The organism is Chryseobacterium sp. DT-167 (genome assembly GCF_058310155.1).
Genome location: NZ_JBZEEQ010000017.1, coordinates 46530 through 63614 on the forward strand (window position 1 = coordinate 46530; position 17085 = coordinate 63614).

At 38.2% G+C, this 17085-nt stretch carries 14 protein-coding genes and 1 pseudogene; 9 read left to right on the forward strand and 6 right to left on the reverse strand.

All coding sequences use genetic code 11. The features are described from left to right. The 4 genes from AC4FQ5_RS18435 to AC4FQ5_RS18450 form a co-directional block, all read right to left on the reverse strand. Positions 1-225 (reverse strand): 2TM domain-containing protein, encoded by a 225-nt coding sequence (locus AC4FQ5_RS18435; RefSeq protein ID WP_491145728.1) that lies wholly within the window; start codon positions 223-225, stop codon positions 1-3. 176 nt (positions 226-401) lie between these two features. Next, positions 402-992, reverse strand: coding sequence for a Crp/Fnr family transcriptional regulator (locus tag AC4FQ5_RS18440; RefSeq protein ID WP_491145730.1), 591 nt, complete (start codon positions 990-992; stop codon positions 402-404). A gap of 18 nt (positions 993-1010) precedes the next feature. Then, the gene (locus AC4FQ5_RS18445; RefSeq protein WP_491145732.1) at positions 1011-2033 is read right to left on the reverse strand and encodes a bestrophin family protein; all 1023 of its coding nucleotides are present in this window, start codon (positions 2031-2033) and stop codon (positions 1011-1013) included. A gap of 101 nt (positions 2034-2134) precedes the next feature. Then, complete coding sequence (locus AC4FQ5_RS18450) at positions 2135-2704, reverse strand: Crp/Fnr family transcriptional regulator (protein WP_491145734.1); 570 nt, start codon at positions 2702-2704, stop codon at positions 2135-2137. Positions 2705-3205: 501 nt separating this feature from the next. Between AC4FQ5_RS18450 and AC4FQ5_RS18455 the strand changes: the two genes are divergently transcribed. From AC4FQ5_RS18455 to AC4FQ5_RS18490, 8 genes and pseudogenes are all read left to right on the forward strand, one after another. Beyond that, complete coding sequence (locus AC4FQ5_RS18455; protein ID WP_491145735.1) at positions 3206-4783, forward strand: Na+/H+ antiporter; 1578 nt, start codon at positions 3206-3208, stop codon at positions 4781-4783. Between the two features lie 674 nt (positions 4784-5457). Next, a complete protein-coding gene (locus AC4FQ5_RS18460) occupies positions 5458-6240 on the forward strand; it encodes an SDR family oxidoreductase (RefSeq protein WP_491145737.1) in 783 nt (260 codons plus the stop codon). A gap of 231 nt (positions 6241-6471) precedes the next feature. Then, positions 6472-6684: pseudogene (locus AC4FQ5_RS18465) on the forward strand (DUF2147 domain-containing protein); the annotation flags it as partial. A 222-nt stretch (positions 6685-6906) separates the two neighbouring features. Further along, positions 6907-7263 carry a hypothetical protein gene (locus AC4FQ5_RS18470; protein WP_491145738.1) on the forward strand — a complete coding sequence of 119 codons (357 nt, stop codon included), beginning with the start codon at positions 6907-6909 and terminating at the stop codon, positions 7261-7263. Positions 7264-7270: 7 nt separating this feature from the next. Continuing rightward, a complete protein-coding gene (locus tag AC4FQ5_RS18475) occupies positions 7271-8179 on the forward strand; it encodes a helix-turn-helix domain-containing protein (protein ID WP_491145740.1) in 909 nt (302 codons plus the stop codon). A gap of 728 nt (positions 8180-8907) precedes the next feature. Continuing rightward, a complete protein-coding gene (locus AC4FQ5_RS18480; protein ID WP_491145742.1) occupies positions 8908-10680 on the forward strand; it encodes an FAD-binding oxidoreductase in 1773 nt (590 codons plus the stop codon). A gap of 98 nt (positions 10681-10778) precedes the next feature. Next, positions 10779-12719 (forward strand): LodA/GoxA family CTQ-dependent oxidase, encoded by a 1941-nt coding sequence (locus AC4FQ5_RS18485; protein ID WP_491145744.1) that lies wholly within the window; start codon positions 10779-10781, stop codon positions 12717-12719. After that, positions 12716-13828 (forward strand): NAD(P)/FAD-dependent oxidoreductase, encoded by a 1113-nt coding sequence (locus tag AC4FQ5_RS18490; protein WP_491145746.1) that lies wholly within the window; start codon positions 12716-12718, stop codon positions 13826-13828. The genes AC4FQ5_RS18485 and AC4FQ5_RS18490 overlap by 4 nt, the downstream gene beginning before the upstream one ends. A 102-nt stretch (positions 13829-13930) precedes the next feature. On the opposite strand, the gene AC4FQ5_RS18495 is transcribed toward AC4FQ5_RS18490, so the two are convergent. Next, the gene (locus tag AC4FQ5_RS18495; protein ID WP_491145748.1) at positions 13931-14851 is read right to left on the reverse strand and encodes a helix-turn-helix domain-containing protein; all 921 of its coding nucleotides are present in this window, start codon (positions 14849-14851) and stop codon (positions 13931-13933) included. A 63-nt stretch (positions 14852-14914) separates the two neighbouring features. Then, positions 14915-15688 (reverse strand): SDR family NAD(P)-dependent oxidoreductase, encoded by a 774-nt coding sequence (locus tag AC4FQ5_RS18500; RefSeq protein WP_491145750.1) that lies wholly within the window; start codon positions 15686-15688, stop codon positions 14915-14917. Positions 15689-16062: 374 nt separating this feature from the next. Here AC4FQ5_RS18500 and AC4FQ5_RS18505 point away from each other — a divergent pair, with 374 nt between their 5' ends. Beyond that, positions 16063-17085, forward strand: coding sequence for a glycosyltransferase family 9 protein (locus AC4FQ5_RS18505; protein ID WP_491145752.1), 1023 nt, complete (start codon positions 16063-16065; stop codon positions 17083-17085).

Sequence of the window (17085 nt, forward strand, 5' to 3'; positions counted from 1 at the left end):
TTATTTTTTAAAGTTTTTAAAAAAATTAATTCCCAGATAATGAAAAATTATTCCTACTAACCATGCCGGAGTAGACCAAAGAGGCCATATATAGGATCTGTCAGTGAGATACCATACTAACCAGATTAATGGTGTCGTAATTAGAAAAACTAAAAGGTGAATTCTGAAGCCTCTCGCCTGATTTACTTGCTTTGAAGCTGTGCTTGAATGTTTTGAATGTTTCATGATAAATAATTTATTAAAGATTTCAATTTTTAAATAGCATTAGATTGCATATATGAGCCTGTCATCACGAAAAAGACTGATGACAATTGCTCTGAATATTCATCGCAATTTGTTTTGTTTTACTCTACAAAATTGCTAAAGAAAGAAAAGTGATACCTGACACAAATGTGTCAAAATTATTTATGTGCTAATTTTTGTCTTATACGAGTAAGAGATTGTCTTTCTATACCCAAAAAGCTGCAAAGATGGGATAAGGAAATCCTGTTGAATAAAGAAGAATGATTTTTAATAAAATGCAGATAACGTTCTTCTGCAGACTGAAAAATAAAACTTTCTATGCGCTCTTGTTGCCTTTTTAAAATCTCTTCAGCAACCAGGCGTCCATATTTTTCAATATTGCCGGATTTTTTGTACATCGCTTGGATATCTTCATAAGAAAGACATGCAAAAGTTGTAGGTTCCAGACATTGTATTGAATAATTACTCGGTTTCTGAGAAATAAAAGAAGGATAATGAGTGGCATAATCTTCTTCTGCATAAAAACCTACGGTAATTTCATTTCCATAAGGATCAACATAAGAGGAGCGAACCAATCCTTTGCAAATGAAGCCTATTGATTTTTGAATCTTTCCTGATTCAAGGAAAAAATCTTTTTTGTTTAACTGCACAAAATGAAGCCTTGAAATAAATTCACCAACTTCTTGATCCGTAAATTCAGGACAAAAAGATTTTATTGATTTTATGTATATTTCAAGAGCCTGTGTCATGACTTATATGAAAATAATTTAAAGTAAAATATTGTTTTTTGGTTGTATCGGCTTTGGAATATCTTCTTCTCCAATCATCTGCAGCAAATCAATCTCAATTGTTCTGCAAATGGATAACATGGGAATATCATTTTGCAGTCCTTCAAAAGGATTTTCAGAATAATCACCGATTAATTCCATTACAACATAAATAAATCCTACAATCACCCCAACAGGAATACTTAGCCACACCATATCATGTCCTAATTTTGAAAACTCTCCAACAATACCAAATGGCAGAAGAAATACAAAAATGCAGACGAATACAAAACTGAAGCTAGCGTACTTTCTTGGAAACGGAAAGTTCTTAATTCTTTCTGTTTTTCCTTGTTCCTCGTAAAAACTGTTAATGACAGATTGTAACTCAATTTGTTGCATATAGTTAATAGAACCTTCATTAAAAAGATCTTGTATAAGCTGTGTCTGTCGGTCCAAAAGCTGTGTTGCGGCATTGTTAAAAAGCTTTAATCTTTCCATCTCTTCGTTGGAAATATACCGTAAATAATGAATGTTTTTTAATTCCTCTTCAAAATCATTAAATATTCTGTCTCTTCTTTTCTGATTATAAAATCCAAAAATACCATACAAACTTACATGCTCCCACTGAACAGGTCTCAAAAGCTGTTCACGCAACTGATACAGATAAACGATATGATTATATATTATTTTTTTTCTTATTACATCAGTTTTCTCATTCGATATGAAACTTTGATTTTTAAGGTTTTTCACCATTGTACCCAGCTTTCGACTGCTGTTTACCATCGCGCCCCATATTTTTCGGGCTTCCCAAAGCCTGTCGTATGATTGATTATTTTTAAAACCAACATAAAAGGCTACTGCTGTACCAATTAAAGAGAGAGGAAGCCATGGAATTATTATATACTTCCACTGTGTGAAATGATATAATGCTGTTACAAAAAACATCCAGGGAAATAGCCATAACAGATGCTGACCTGCAAATTTGTAAATATCTTTTAATGAGAGATGTTTTTTGACAAGCATGGTTAAAATTTTACTTTGTAGTGTAAAATTATAATTATCTTATATTAACAACATTGACTTCAGTCACAAAAAAAGTGTGACTCAAATCACACTTTGCCTGGTTATTTTGCTTTCGGATATAATCTACTTAAAGTTTCTCTACTTACACCAATGAATTCTGCTATGAATTTCTTGGGAACCTGTTGTAACAGATCGGGATACAGACGTGAAAATTGTTCGTAACGCTGCTGTGGTGTGCTGGATAATAATAACTTAATTCTCTGTTGTAAGGCAACAAAACCATGGGTGAGTTTAACTCTGAAAAAATGTTCCATTTTATGCATATCGGCGGCGATTTTTTCTCTTCCATGCAGGCTAAGACATAATACTTCACCTGGTACTATACACTCAAGAAACATAGATGCAGGAACCTGATTAAAAAAAGATTTATAATCAGACATCCACCAGTTTTTCTGTGCAAACATGCAAATATATTCTTTACCGTCTTCATCAAGATAAAAGACTTTGTAAATCCCCGATAACACCAGATATTCGTTCCTAACATCATCTCCTTCCTGAATTAGATATTGATTTTTACGAACTTTTTTCAAGGTGAAAAAAGATTGAATATATTCAAATTCACCATCATTAATTGGAGTTATTTCTTCAATATGTTTTCTTAACAATTCCATTTAAGCTCTCTATTATTTATTAGTTTATGATAAATTTAAAAAAATAAAATAAAAAATAGATGTGAAATCGATTTAAACTTCCGAATTTGACAATTCAATTCGTAAATATTAGCGTTTAATCCTGATCTATCTGTTTATATTTAAGAATATTACAATTTTGTATTAATTATTTGTTACTATTATCTCAATAGATTACTGCAAAACTGGAAAATTCTGTATTTTGGATAGAAAAAGGTGTACAGAATCTAATTCTGTTTTAAAATGCTGACAATTCGGTTATATCTGTACCGAAAAAAATGATTGAATAAGATAACTATTGATATTTCTGATTTCATTTATATAGGGAAATGAAAAACCTTAATGTAGTTTATATTAAATAATTGCAAGAGTTTAATTTTTGAAACAGTCGAGACAGATTTTGCTCAGTAAACTGAATTTCACTACATATTATAAAAATATTTTTTTAAATTTAATACCTATTTAGATATTTAAAATTCCTGTATGCTTGAAAATTTTGAATTTTATCTTTTTTTGGTTCTGCTCATTACAATGCTTATCATGCTGGCTAAAAAAATTCAGGTTGCATATCCGGTTTTACTTGTATTAGCGGGGCTTTTTATAAGTTTTATTCCTGGTGTGCCACCCATTAAAATAGAACCCGAATTATTATTCATCATTTTTTTACCCCCTTTGCTTTATGAAGCCGCGTGGTCTACCTCATGGAAGGAACTCTGGCGATGGCGCAGGATTATTTTCAGTTTTGCTTTTGTCGTTGTTTTTTTTACGGCTTTATCAGTCGCTGTGTTTGCCAATTTTTTTATTCCCGGATTTTCTTTAGCTCTGGGATTTTTATTAGGCGGAATTGTTTCTCCTCCAGATGCAGTGAGCGCCGGAGCAATTTTAAAATTTGTAAAAGTGCCGAAAAGATTGACCTCGATTCTCGAAGGTGAAAGTTTGCTGAATGATGCTTCTTCGCTGATAATTTTCAGATTTGCAATGATTGCTGCTGCAACCGGACAATTTGTTTGGCATGAGGCTGCCGGAAGTTTTGTATGGATGTGCGTTGGTGGTGTGGGAATCGGGCTTGCTATTGCATACATTTTTATGAAAATGCATAAAATTTTACCCACCGATTCAAACACTGATATTTTACTGACATTTATTGCTCCTTTTTTAATGTACTTGGCAGCAGAACAACTTCATGCATCCGGAGTTTTAGCGGTAGTAGCCGGTGGATTATTTCTCTCTTATCGCAGTCATGACTTTTTAAGCAGTGCATCAAGAATACGTACGGTAACTGTTTGGGAAAGTTTTTGCTTTTTGTTAAATGGAATTGTTTTCATGCTGATCGGCTTAGATTTGCCAGAAATTGTTTCCGGATTGGGTAACACAGATATATTTACTGCGATCGGTTATGGAATTGCAGTCACTGTTGTTCTGATTATTGTAAGAATTATAGCAGGATATGCAGCGGTAATTACAACCTTAATTATGAGAAATTTCATTACCGTAGCAGATGCAGAATCACCCGGCTGGCAAACCCCCATGATTATTGGCTGGACTGGAATGAGGGGCGTAGTTTCCTTAGCAGCAGCACTTTCGATTCCCTTGACTTTGGATGACGGAACTGCTTTTCCACAAAGAAATATGATACTCTTCATCACATTTATTGTTATTCTTTTAACCTTGCTGTTACAAGGGCTTACACTTCCTGTTTTACTTAAGAGGTTTCCTCCAGTAGACCGGGACTTTGTAAAAAGCGAGAAAGAGATAGATTACGAAATTCAGAATAGTCTGGCAAAAGTGGCGATTGATAAAATACGCAATGATTATGCTCACAAGATAGAAAGTTTCCCCGCATTGAAAGATCAATTACAGAAATATGAGAACCAGCTGAGCAGTTCTGAAATTATTCTTAATTATGAGGAATACAGAAATATTTATATTGACATTCTTGATACTCAGAGAAACTGGCTGATCAGGAAAAACCGCGAAGAACTTTTGCTGGATGAGGAAATAATTAGAAAACACCTCCGGCTACTTGATCTTCAAGAGGAAAGATTGAATATGAAAAGCTGAGACTTTATAACCAATATTATATGTAACTGACATATCAATAAAGGAAATTTATTTCAATAGCTTTCTCGCAAAGATGATAAAGGAAATGTTTTTTATCATCGATAAGGGATAAAAAACATTTGGTCTCGAAATGTTTTTTGTTTTGTCCTGCTTCGAAATTATGATAACGGAATCAGGACTTGTTTCCTTGATAATAGTAGCTTTGAGCTTTATATAAATTGATATTCTAAATTATTTCTGTCTTAGGCAATCCAATCTCAAATTCCTGTGGATGAGGCTTAAGGGCAATCATACTCATGTCTTCACGAGGACTTCTTATTTTCTGTGCTTTCTCTTTATCTATAGTATATCGTTGATCATCAAAGAGTGGCATTTTTTGCCGTTTTGGTAATGACAATTGTTGGAAAATGGTAATCTACCTCTACGGTTCCAGTAACAGACAAATATCTCTTTCTTTAAAAGGAAGTTTTCTAAAGATGTTGGAAAATGTGCTTTATCAAAAATAATTTCCTTTTTAGCAAAGCAAAAATTGTTTACGATTTTAAATAAAGCTGAAGACTGTTTTATCTGTTGTAAAAACCGGCAAATATTCCTTTTAACTACAACTTCGCGAATTTTGGATACACCTGCTCGGCGATATTGTCAGAACTTTGCATCAACAATAACAGGAAAATATGGATTTAAAAAACAACACCATCCTGATCACAGGAGGAACCAGCGGTATAGGGCTGGAACTTGTCAAACAACTTACCCAGCAGGGGTCAACGATCATCGTTACGGGTCGTAAACAGGAAGCCTTAGATAATGCCAGAAGACTTTTCCCAAAAATACACGTCTTTCGAAGCGATGTAAGTGATCCGCAAGATATTGAGCGCCTGTATAAAGAGGTGACTCAACAATTCCCTGATCTGAATATGATCATTAACAATGCAGGTGAAATGCGGTTGCTTGATGTTCAGGACACGAGCAAGAACCTGGAAAACATAACCCGTGAGATCGATATCAATCTCACAGGAACAATCCGGATGGTTCATCAGTTTTTGCCGCACCTGATCAAAAAACGTTCGGCGGCAATTGTAAACGTTTCCTCTGCCATTGCTTTTATGCCTTACTCCACCGCTCCGGTTTATAGCGCTTCAAAAGCAGGAGTTCATGCTTATTCCCAGGCTCTGCGCCTACAATTGGACAGAACCAGTGTCAAGGTAATCGAACTGATTCCTCCGGGCGTCAATACCAATCTTCAGAATGATTGGGTGCTGCCACCGAATCCAGGCCAGATGATGGATGTCGATAAATTGGTCAGTGTGGCTATTAAAGGGCTGTTGAATGACACGCCTGAGATCAAGCCATTCCTGGTGAATATTATAAAATTTCTGAGCCGCTTGATACCCAACCAATTGATGAAGTTAGGGCACAAGGAATTCAAAAAATTTAAACAACTTAATAATCAACAATAAACAATCAGTTATGAAAAAAACAATTTTAGCAATGTTTGCGATGCTGTTATCATTGGCGTCTTTTGCGCAGAAACTACCTGTAGATCAAATTGTAGGCATTTGGAAATGTGAAGATTACAAGATCGAGATATTCAAAGCTGGCAATATTTACTCAGCCAAACTCTTATGGTCGAAAGAGATGTTCGAAGCCGATGGCAAAACGTCAAAGAAGGACGTTAAAATCCTAATGAAAAACTCCGGAGCAGGTCTGTGCAAGGTATTACACATATCACCGGTCTTGTGTATAAGGAAGGCGAGTACGTAGACGGTAAGCTGTATAGCGTACAGGATGGAAACACTTATAGTTTGAAAGGAAAACTGAAAAGCCGTAATGACCTTGAAACCCGGGGCTATAAAGGGATTCCAATGGTGGGAAAATCATTTAAATGGAAAAGGGTTCAGTAATTAATTATAAAAAACAATGCTTATGAAAGATAATAAAGACAATTTGTCGAGGTTTTGGTTCGTCGTGTCCAATGCTGTTCCTCCTATAGGGTTCTTCCTATACTTCAGGCACAGAAAAGCATATCCAAATAAGGCCAGGAAAGCGTTAACAAGCGCAATAATCGGCGTACCGATCGCAATAATCGGAGGTTACATCATGAACACATTTATACTAATTAAATCATGTTGAAAAACATTATTTCCACAGTGTTGCTGCTTATTTCGGTAACACTTAGCTTCAAACATGCCTGGGATTCCTTATATTACAAAAACAATCCGGAATCTGTTAAGATGATAGAGAGTTTAGGGATCAGCGAAACGTTCATGCCATACATGGCTGCTGTAGCTATAGTAATTGGGATACTTTTGCTCATCCCGAAAACTTTTTTCCTGGGCAATATGCTAAATGCGTTCATGATCGTTATGATCATGGGGCTTGGGCTGCGGGCAGGAAATTACCGTATCGCGTTAATAGAGATACCGTTTTTAGTGATGCCATTAGTGATGATATGGCTCAAATATCCGTTTAAATTTAAATAATTGCAACATGGCTAACAGTAAACCTTACCGAATCAGTTCCATAACAGAAATACACCGTTTGATGGGACTTCCAAAACCTCATCACCCGCAGATCAGCATCGTCGATTTGAAAGGTCTCAGAAATGATACAGGTATAGATGCGGTAGTATTCGACCTGTATGTGATTTCAATGAAAAGAGGATGTGATGGTTTGCATTACGGGCAACAGAAATACGACTTTGATGAAGGATTAATGGCTTTTATGTCCCCCGGTCAGATCCTGCGTGGCGAAGACAATGGCGTACCTTCGCATCTGGAAGGCTGGATGCTTTTCGTACACCCTGATTTTCTCTGGAACACATCACTTGCTGCCAAGATCAAGCGATACGAATACTTTAGCTATGCTACCAGTGAAGCGCTGTTCCTCTCAGATAAGGAAGAGGTAGTGATCAATGACCTGATCAAAAATATTAAAACTGAATATCATTCCAATATCGATAGGTTCAGCCAGGACATTATTATCTCACATCTGGAGACCTTACTGAATTACGCCGAACGTTTTTATCAACGCCAGTTCATCACCCGAAAGATCACTAATCATCAGGTATTAAACCGCGTGGAAGAGCTCTTAAGCAGATATTTAGACAACGAAGCACTGCTGTCTGAAGGATTGCCAACTGTACAATACTTTGCCGATGCATTGAACATATCCGCTAAGTATTTAAGCAGCCTGCTGAAACAACTGACCGGTCTGACGATGCAGCAGATCATCCACGAGAAACTGATTGAGAAAGCGAAAGAAAAATTATCTACAACGCAGATGTCTGTAAGTGAGATCGCCTATCATCTCGGTTTTGAGCATCCTCAGTCGTTCAATAAATTATTTAAGAGCAAGACCAAACAAAGCCCGCTGGATTTCCGGCAGTCCTTCAACTGAAATTCCATTTAGTCTTTAAACGAGTTGGAAACTTTCTGGTTGTTTTATCATATTGGCTATACAATAAGATAGGTATTATTAGTCTTCCGTTTTGACCAGACCAACTGTAGCAGCTCTGCCGAAACAGATGGCAAAGCAGAGGTAACATTAATTCTCTCGTTGCTTAATTGAATGGCTTTCTTAAAGCTGGATCATAATTTTGTTCTCGTTTCATAGGTGAAATTAAGGTATAAGCTTAATTCTAATTGGATGCTAAATTAGTATATCCATTATACACTTCTTGATCTATACTGCACCTGTTAGTGATTTCACTTTAACTTTACTATCTATTTCGGATTAAACTATCTACCAATTTGATAGTGAATGATACGCATTGCAAAACCCCACTTTTATAACCTCCAATATAATATTTAAGCTTATGTGTGAATTAAATGTGTCTTTTATAGTTTTATATCTTAAAAATTAGTATTTTTAGACTTCAAAACTAAAACCATGCTTAAAAAAACGTTCTCCTCAACTATTGAGGTCCATAAGGGCTTTCATAAAACTTTCGGTTTGAAAAAGCCATTCTCCATCTGTTCATATCTATTTTCAGCTTCTCATAGAAGGGATTGTAGGCTTGAAAACGCTTCATAAAAATTAGATTTGCAATACACGTTTATAATATATCTTTAATGAGTATGCCACCGTCATAAAATTAAAACTAATAACCATTAAAACACCATTTCATGAAAGCAACCCTGCTTAACATCATGGAGATATTAAAGAAATATCTCCCAAAACACAATATGCCTGAAATATTGTTTGACTCGCCTTTAACAAATAAAGAGTACAACGACAAAAGGCAGATATTTAATACCTACTACCAATTGCGACCTACCGCAATTGTATTCTGTACCAACACACAACAGGTCTCGGAAGTCATTAAACTCATCAGGCAGTACAATTACACTGGTCCTTTAAGAATCCGTTCTGGCGGTCATGATCATGAAGGGGAATGTTCGGCAACTGATGCCTTGGTAATAGACCTCTCAAAAATGACAACAGTTGATATTGAGGCAGATCTCAATTATGCAACCATTCAGCCCGGCATCATGTTTATTGACCTTATTAAACAGATGAATGCCAAAAATGTAGGATTACCGCATGGTACGTGCTATTCTGTACGCATTGCAGGATTTACATTTGGAGGCGGATGGGGACCATGGACCCGCCAAAAGGGAATGGGATGTGAAAGTCTTGCCGGTATAACTATTGTACTGGGAGACGGCTCGTACCGTACCATCATAGACAATAAACTTATCCCGGAATATAAAGGTCAGACGGTTTCAGATCTTAATGAAGAAGACCGGAAACTTTTGTGGGCATTACGCGGTGGCGGTGGTATGAGTTACGGTATTGTTACTGAACTCATTTATAAAACTTTCACTATGCCTGATTATACGACTAAATTTACCGTTGCATGGGAGCAGAAATTCGGACAAGATATTCCACCTGCTGTTGATATACTTAAACGCTGGGAAGAGCTTATAGGGTATAACGAAAATCCTGACCTGCTAGGTACCAATCTTAAAATAGTTGCCAAATTTAAAGATGTGCAGGATACCACTCCGGTAGAAAAATCTTTGCATGACTGCTATTTCTACGGATATTTCATGGGAAACAAAGATAAGTTCCAGAGCCAACAGGATTTTGAAGCAAACCTGAGAAAAATCATTGAAGAAAATTGGTTTCCAGAAAATCAGTTTGGACAGTACAACGTTAATTTTGAAGACAGTATTGAGGCGGTATTGTCTAATAACGTTTCCAATCGTTCTGGTAAACTGACGGCCGTACCTGATAGTAACAGACGGCAATGGAGCATATTTTCAGCTTGGGACAGAGTTGTGAAATGGGATACTGAGCAGGAAAAACATCCGGTGCTAGAAAGGTTATATGACACCGCTTATTTGCCTCATCATTTCCAGGCTATTCCACCTGAAATAGACAAACCCGCTCCACATAAAATCACTTCAAGATTTGCCATTGTTACAGAAGATGAAAAACTTGCCTTCCAAAGGAGGATTAAATTGATAGAAAGTCTTGAATCAAATCTTTTAGCTACAGAAGGTGAAAATGAAGGGATGAACACTTATTTTACTTTAGGAGCTATTACCGGGGAATATTACCGCGATTATAATTTTAATGCAAACCAATTTCCGGAAGGAAGTTCTTTTGCATATAAAAAATGCTTTTACACGATTCAATATCAAGCCTGGTGGGACAATGACGGCATTGAAAACCCGAAAGTACAACCCTACGTTAATCGTGCTATAGATTGGTTAGAGGTATGCAGGAATTATGAGATACCTGCGACCTACGGCGCTTTTATTAGTTTTAAAGACGATAGCATTCCAACCCATGTTTATTTTCAGGAAAGTTATGACAGGCTTAAAGAAATAAAAGAAACCTATAGTAAAGACCCAAACAATATACTCAGTAGCAGAAAAACGATTATCTGATAAAATAAAATACCATTGGTAAACTCAATATGTGCTAACTTCTTTTTAGTAAATAAATACGCAATAAAATTCAACTAATAATCAAAAACATACACGACATGTCTGAAATTAAACAAGTAATCATCCATCCGGCCATAGGAGTTGCCAGGGTGGGTAACAGTCCGAAGGAATATTTTCTTTTGCCAGATCTCATTAACGAACCGATCACCGATCCGGGTAATTTCCGGGATAGCGAGGGGCGTATCAAACGTCAGGCGGCCCGTTTCCGGCTTTATGGCGCAGATGAGGAAGGTAATATCATCCGGGAACTTACTGCAGAAGATGGTGATATCACCTGGACCGTACATGTAGCCAATAAAAAGGCAGCCTGGTACAATTTCGATCTTGCCCTGGATATCCCCCAGGCTACAGGTGCTTTCTCTGGATACCCACCTGTGGAAAGTACCTTGCGCAATGTAACTATCAGTGATGCCGACCGGCACAGGCTTGTGATTGATGGAGGTGCGGTGGTGATCTCAGGAATTAACACCAACACGGATGGGAATGATCCGGGTTTTGCGTTTGACAAGGGTACTTTTTATTCCCCGGATGGTAAGGATACATCAGTTTACCTTGGTGAACTGCGCACAGACGATAACGGCTGTCTGCTTTTCCTGGGCGGTTATGGTCTCTCTGCATCCTACGCCAGTGAAAATGCAGTTACCTTTGCCAATAACGACACATGGCATGACGATACTTCGGACGGACCGGTTGATGCAAAAATCAAGCTTAAATCCGGGGAAACATTCGAAGCCACTGGTGCATGGGTACTTACTGCACCGCCCGATTATTCACCGGGGGTACAGGCATATGTGACAGGTTATGACCTCTTGGCACAAACAGCAAGTGATATGGGGCAATCTGTGCTGCCTGCCATTCCGGAATTTTGGGAGCATATCTATCCAATGCTGGAGCGGATGCCGCTCAACGGCTGGGTAAATGCTGGTATTTTTAAGCAAAATGGTTGGGGAAGTCCTGGTAATCTCTCAACACCTGAAATGGTAGCAAAGCTTTCAGATACATCCAATCAGTATTTTGAGCTGCGCCAGGCAATTTTTCGCCAGTTCCGGAATCCTGATTATTTAACCATGCAGGCAGAACTTTTCCCACCTGTTTATGGTGATGGACTGCAGAGTTTTAAAAGCAGCGATACCGATCCGCGTAATTTTATGGCCGTTATGCCATTCCAATATGAATATTTACAGCAATGGGCAAATGGTAATTTCACTATAGGATACAGACCGGGAACCAGAAGCTGGAACGACATTGCTCCATCGGAACAGGCTGCTCATCTAGACCGTACATCGCTTGATGAGACCATAGGCGGACCTTTCCATCCGGGATGCGAGTTTACCTGGCCAATGCGGCAACCGATACTGTATTCGGCACCATTCCGAATTAAGCGTAGGCTTGATGCCCCACTTACATACGGACCAGTACTTAATTCACAGATTGCACTGGAGGTCGGTGGACCTCTGGATGGATCGGCTGCAGGAGACATCACTAAATGGATGGCAGTACCCTGGCAAACGGATACTTCCAGCTGTCTAAGTGGTTATGTAGGCATTATGGGTCAATATGTACCAACCTTTTGGCCGGTTCGGGTACCAAACGATGTGCTTACGGAAGCCGATTACGAGGTAATGATGAATGAAAATGCAAGCCTGGAAGAAAAGAACGCTGCTTTCAGCAATCGAGTTAAATGGCTGCGTGGTATCGTATATCAGTATGGCTATCCTCCGGTAAAAGTAAGTCCTTATACCAAAGGTATCAACGATTTTATCACTCAATGGTCTGATGTGGGTATTCTCATTCAGAAAGAAGGTACTGGTGATGCCAACTTCCCCGATAAGATGTGGGTAGAGAATGGGCGAACGATAGGAGAAGAGCAGATTGCTACAGAAGCAATGCTGATGACTGCTCCGGGCCAGGAACAACCATCGGAAGATTCAGGTTACCTATGGATGGTAGATCGGGCTGAAAAGAGAAAGAGAAGATGATAGTAGACGTGCTGATTATAGGTAATGGCTCCGCCGGCTTAGCCTCGGCAATCACTTTACGGCAGCACGGTGTATCGGTAGCTGTAGTGCATCGGCCCGCCGATGCACATGCTATCCGGGCAGGAGAAAGCCTCGCTGCTTCCGCCCGATATTCACTTATGGAGCTTGATTTATGGGATGACTTTTTAGCTGCAGAGCACTCACCATGCTATGGAAATTCTTCCTGTTGGGGAGATGACCGGTTGTTTTTCTATGATTTTATCCAATCATCATTCGGAGAGGGTTGGTATGTGAATCGTATGGCTTTTCAGTCTATGCTTGTTCAAAAAGCAGTAGCGATCGGAGTGAGGTTTATTGAGACGAGCCGCGCCTTTAGACTCGTAAGGGAAGGTGTGTATTGGCAGTACATGGAAGGTCATTCACACATTAAAGCTTCTGCCATAATTGATGCCAGTGGCAGGAAGAGCTGGCTGAGTAGACAACTTGGTATAAAACGCGTTCGCATGGATAATCAGATAGCGGTGGTCAGTTTACTGACTTCCTCTAATTCTTTAAAAACTCGACAAAGTCTTATTGAAGCAGTTCCCGACGGTTGGTGGTATGTCTCGGAGGGTGGAGAAGGAAAGGTAGTTCGTATCTTTTTTACAGATCCTGACCTGCATGATCGGGCTGACTGGCTGGATCCCTTGTATTGGTGCAGGAAGAGCATGCAAACACGATTTATAAAACATAGGATACCGGTAAGTCGTTACAGCCCTGTATTTCCTCTACAATATACGTCAGCTGGAAGCCATCACTTGGAATCTTATGCTGGCGAAGGTTGGCTGGCGGTGGGTGATGCAGCCTGTGCATTTGATCCACTGTCATCTCATGGTATTGCTTTTGCTCTGCGTAGTGGCATTGATGCGGGTCTTGCTGCCAGAGATGAACTGGCGGGTATTTCATCAGCCGGAAATCATTATGATCAGAATATCCAACTCGCCTTCCGTTTATACGAAGAGCAACGTAAAGACCTTTATCGAAAGGAGACTCGTTGGACAGACCATCCTTACTGGATAAGAAGACAAGAAAAGCAAAAACCGACAGTTGCTAAAGACAGTATGCTATAAATACAGCCTCCTTAAAATTGTCAGACGAGCATTGTTTTATACCCTACTTTCTGAAATATATTTTTCGTCTGGAGCTGACACCAACGGAAATGATGATCAAGATTAATTAAAAGACTGTCTGAACTCCAAAGGAGAGATATTGGTCTTTGTCTTGAAAAGTTTGCTGAAAGATTGCGGATGCTCAAATCCCAGTTCGTAAGCAATTTCGCTTATGGTCAGTTCAGTGGTTGTCAACCTTTCTTTTGCTTTTTCAATGAGCTTTTCATGAATATATTGCTGTGCATTTTTACCGATAAGTGAGCGCAGCATATCACTCAGATAACCTGCCGAAATATTTAACTGTTCAGAAAGATACTGTACTGTGGGAACGCCCAGTTCGATGGATATCTGGCTGTTGAGATAATCATCAAGAATGGTTTCTGTCTTTTGCAAAATATCATTATTTACTGCTTTTCGCGTAATAAACTGACGTTGGTAGAACCGATTGACATAACTGAGCAGCAGCTCTATCTGTGCAATAACGACTTCCTGACTGAATTCATCCACACGGCTCTTTAGTTCACGTTCCATAATTTGGTAAACAGAAAGGATAATTTCTCTTTCTGTATCTGATAAATGCAATGCTTCATTAGACGAATAGGAAAAGTATCCATATTGCCTGATCTTTTTCGCCAAAGGATAACCCAAAAGAAAATCCGGATGGATGAGCAATATATAGCAATAGGTATTTTTATTATAATCAGTACTTCCTACCAGTTGATTGGGTGCTAAAAACAGAATACTGCCCTCATTGAAGTCGTAGTAATCCTGTCCGTATTTCAGCCTGCCACTGTTTTTGGTGATGAAAGTGATTTTATAAAAACTCAGGACGTCATAGATCGGTGCCATCTCGGTATTGAACGGATTATCTTCATTAAAATGTACGAGACTGATCAGCGGATGTTGTGGTGCAGGCAAACCAAAAGCCTGATGACTTTCCGATATGGATATAAAACGTATCAGTTTATCGTCTTTACTTTTCATTTTATAAATTTATTAAAAAACCTATAACAAATTGATCATTATAGGTTTTAGATTAATGAAGTCTTACCAAGGAAGAATATTGTCTTTACCGCTGAAATTTGCAGGTCCGGTAAAACTGCCGGTTGGAAGATCTTCAGACAGAGCTACCCTTATTGGTTCAGCAGATCCTTCTTCCACCGTATCTGTCCCCTGGAAATTATTGAGTGCCGTAGCGGTGAAGCCCGGACTTACCAGGTGAACTTTAATGTTTGTATTTTCCAGGTCTATCGCAAGAGAAAGAAATATCCCGTTGAGTGCAGTTTTGGAAGCTCCGTAAGCCGCATCGAACGATGAACGGTAAGGGTTTTCAGGATTAGAATTGATGCCCAAAGAACCTAACGCGCTGGAAACCGTTACAATACGTGCCGCAGGAGCTTTATGCAATAATGGTAAAAAAGCCTGTGTGATAGCCAAAGTACCAAATACATTTGTCTCCCAAACAGCTTTTAACTCATCGATAGGGACAATGCTCGCACGTTGCGCTCCCAGTACTTCCTCCATTGTGCGTCCGGAATGACCGGCGTGAGATATAGCGGCATTATTGACCAGCAATGTCAGATATCCGGATTCATTTTCAATTGTTTTTACCGCTGTATTAATAGAGTCTGAATCTGTAATATCGAGCTGAATCGCTGTTGCATCACCACCAATTTCAGAGACGGCCATTTCTCCTTTTTGAAGGCTTCGGGAACCAACATAGACTTTATACCCATGATCACAGAGCGCTTTAGCAATTTGAAAACCTACTCCGGTATTAGCACCAGAAACCAATGCTGTTTTTTGTTCTTTTGTCTGCATAATTGAATTTGATTTAAATTAATACATCAAAGTTGAATATTTAAAAGGTGCGAATTGTATCCAAATCAAGAATATTTAAAGCCATATTGAGAATAACCTTTGAGTTACATGATTTTGATTGAAGGAAAAGACATTTTAAAAGACTATCATATTTTCCTTGCACACAGAAAGCACTGTCTTTGCTTAAAAAATGCAATAACAGCTATTGAAAAATACTATGTATTACAGTGTTTCTACTGAAAAAATATAATTAATTTGGGAAAAATTACAACAGAACTAGCTATATACTTTTTTGTTCAACTAAATTTTAGGTGGATTACCTTGTATACAATATGAAAATTTCTAAAAAAATCAATGCTGTCAGAAGGTCTGTCATGCAAAATCTCACAAAAAATATCGGAAAATCACATTCGGTAAAAGGTAGTAAAAAAGATTTAGTCATCAGAAAAGTCCTCATTACCAGAGCAAACCATCGCTTAGGAAATCTTTTGATTATTACACCTTTGGTTCAGGAGGTTCATCTTCTTTTTCCGGATAGTAAAATAGATCTTTTTGTAAAGGGTGGAATATCACCCTCAATTTTTAAGAACTATCAATACATCGACAGAATTATCCAGCTTCCTAAAAAGCCTTTTAGCAATTTATTTCAATACCTGAGAGGATGGGCATTACTGTTGACCAGAAGATATGATCTTGTTATTAATTCTACTGCAGGATCTTCGTCAGGTAGATTGTCTACGTTGTTTGCCCGTTCCGAATACAAAGTTTTTAGTGATTTTAGCGAAGAATTAAATGCAGGAAACCCTGATTACAGGCACCTGGCGAAAAATTCAATATATAATCTCAGAGATTATCTGTCAAAACTGGGATTTAACGGTTTTGCGGATACAGTACCTGATTTAGATATTAAATTGGATCAAAGTGAAATCTTAAAGGGCAAACAAAAATTAGACAGTTTGATTCAAAATGACAGAGACACTATTTGCCTGTTTACCAATGCAACAGGAGAGAAATGCTATTCGGAAGAGTGGTGGGAAGAATTTTATGAAAAATTAAAAACCAATTTCCCTGATTATAATATTATTGAGTTGTTGCCTGTAGAAAACATATCAAAGCTTCATTTTAAGATTCCTCATTTTTATAGCAAGGATATTCGTGAAATGGGTGGTTTTCTTAAAAATGTTACGCTTTTTATTGCTGCCGATAATGGGGTAATGCACTTAGCAAGTGCTTCAGGAGTTCCCACAATCGGTCTGTTTTCTGTCAGTGCCGAGGATGTCTATGCACCATATAATGGCAAGAGTTTTTCAGTAAACACCAACCATGCTGATAATGATAAGATTATCGGGTTGATTGGCGGAATTTTAAAAAAAAATAATTTAGGGTTAGTTAAATAA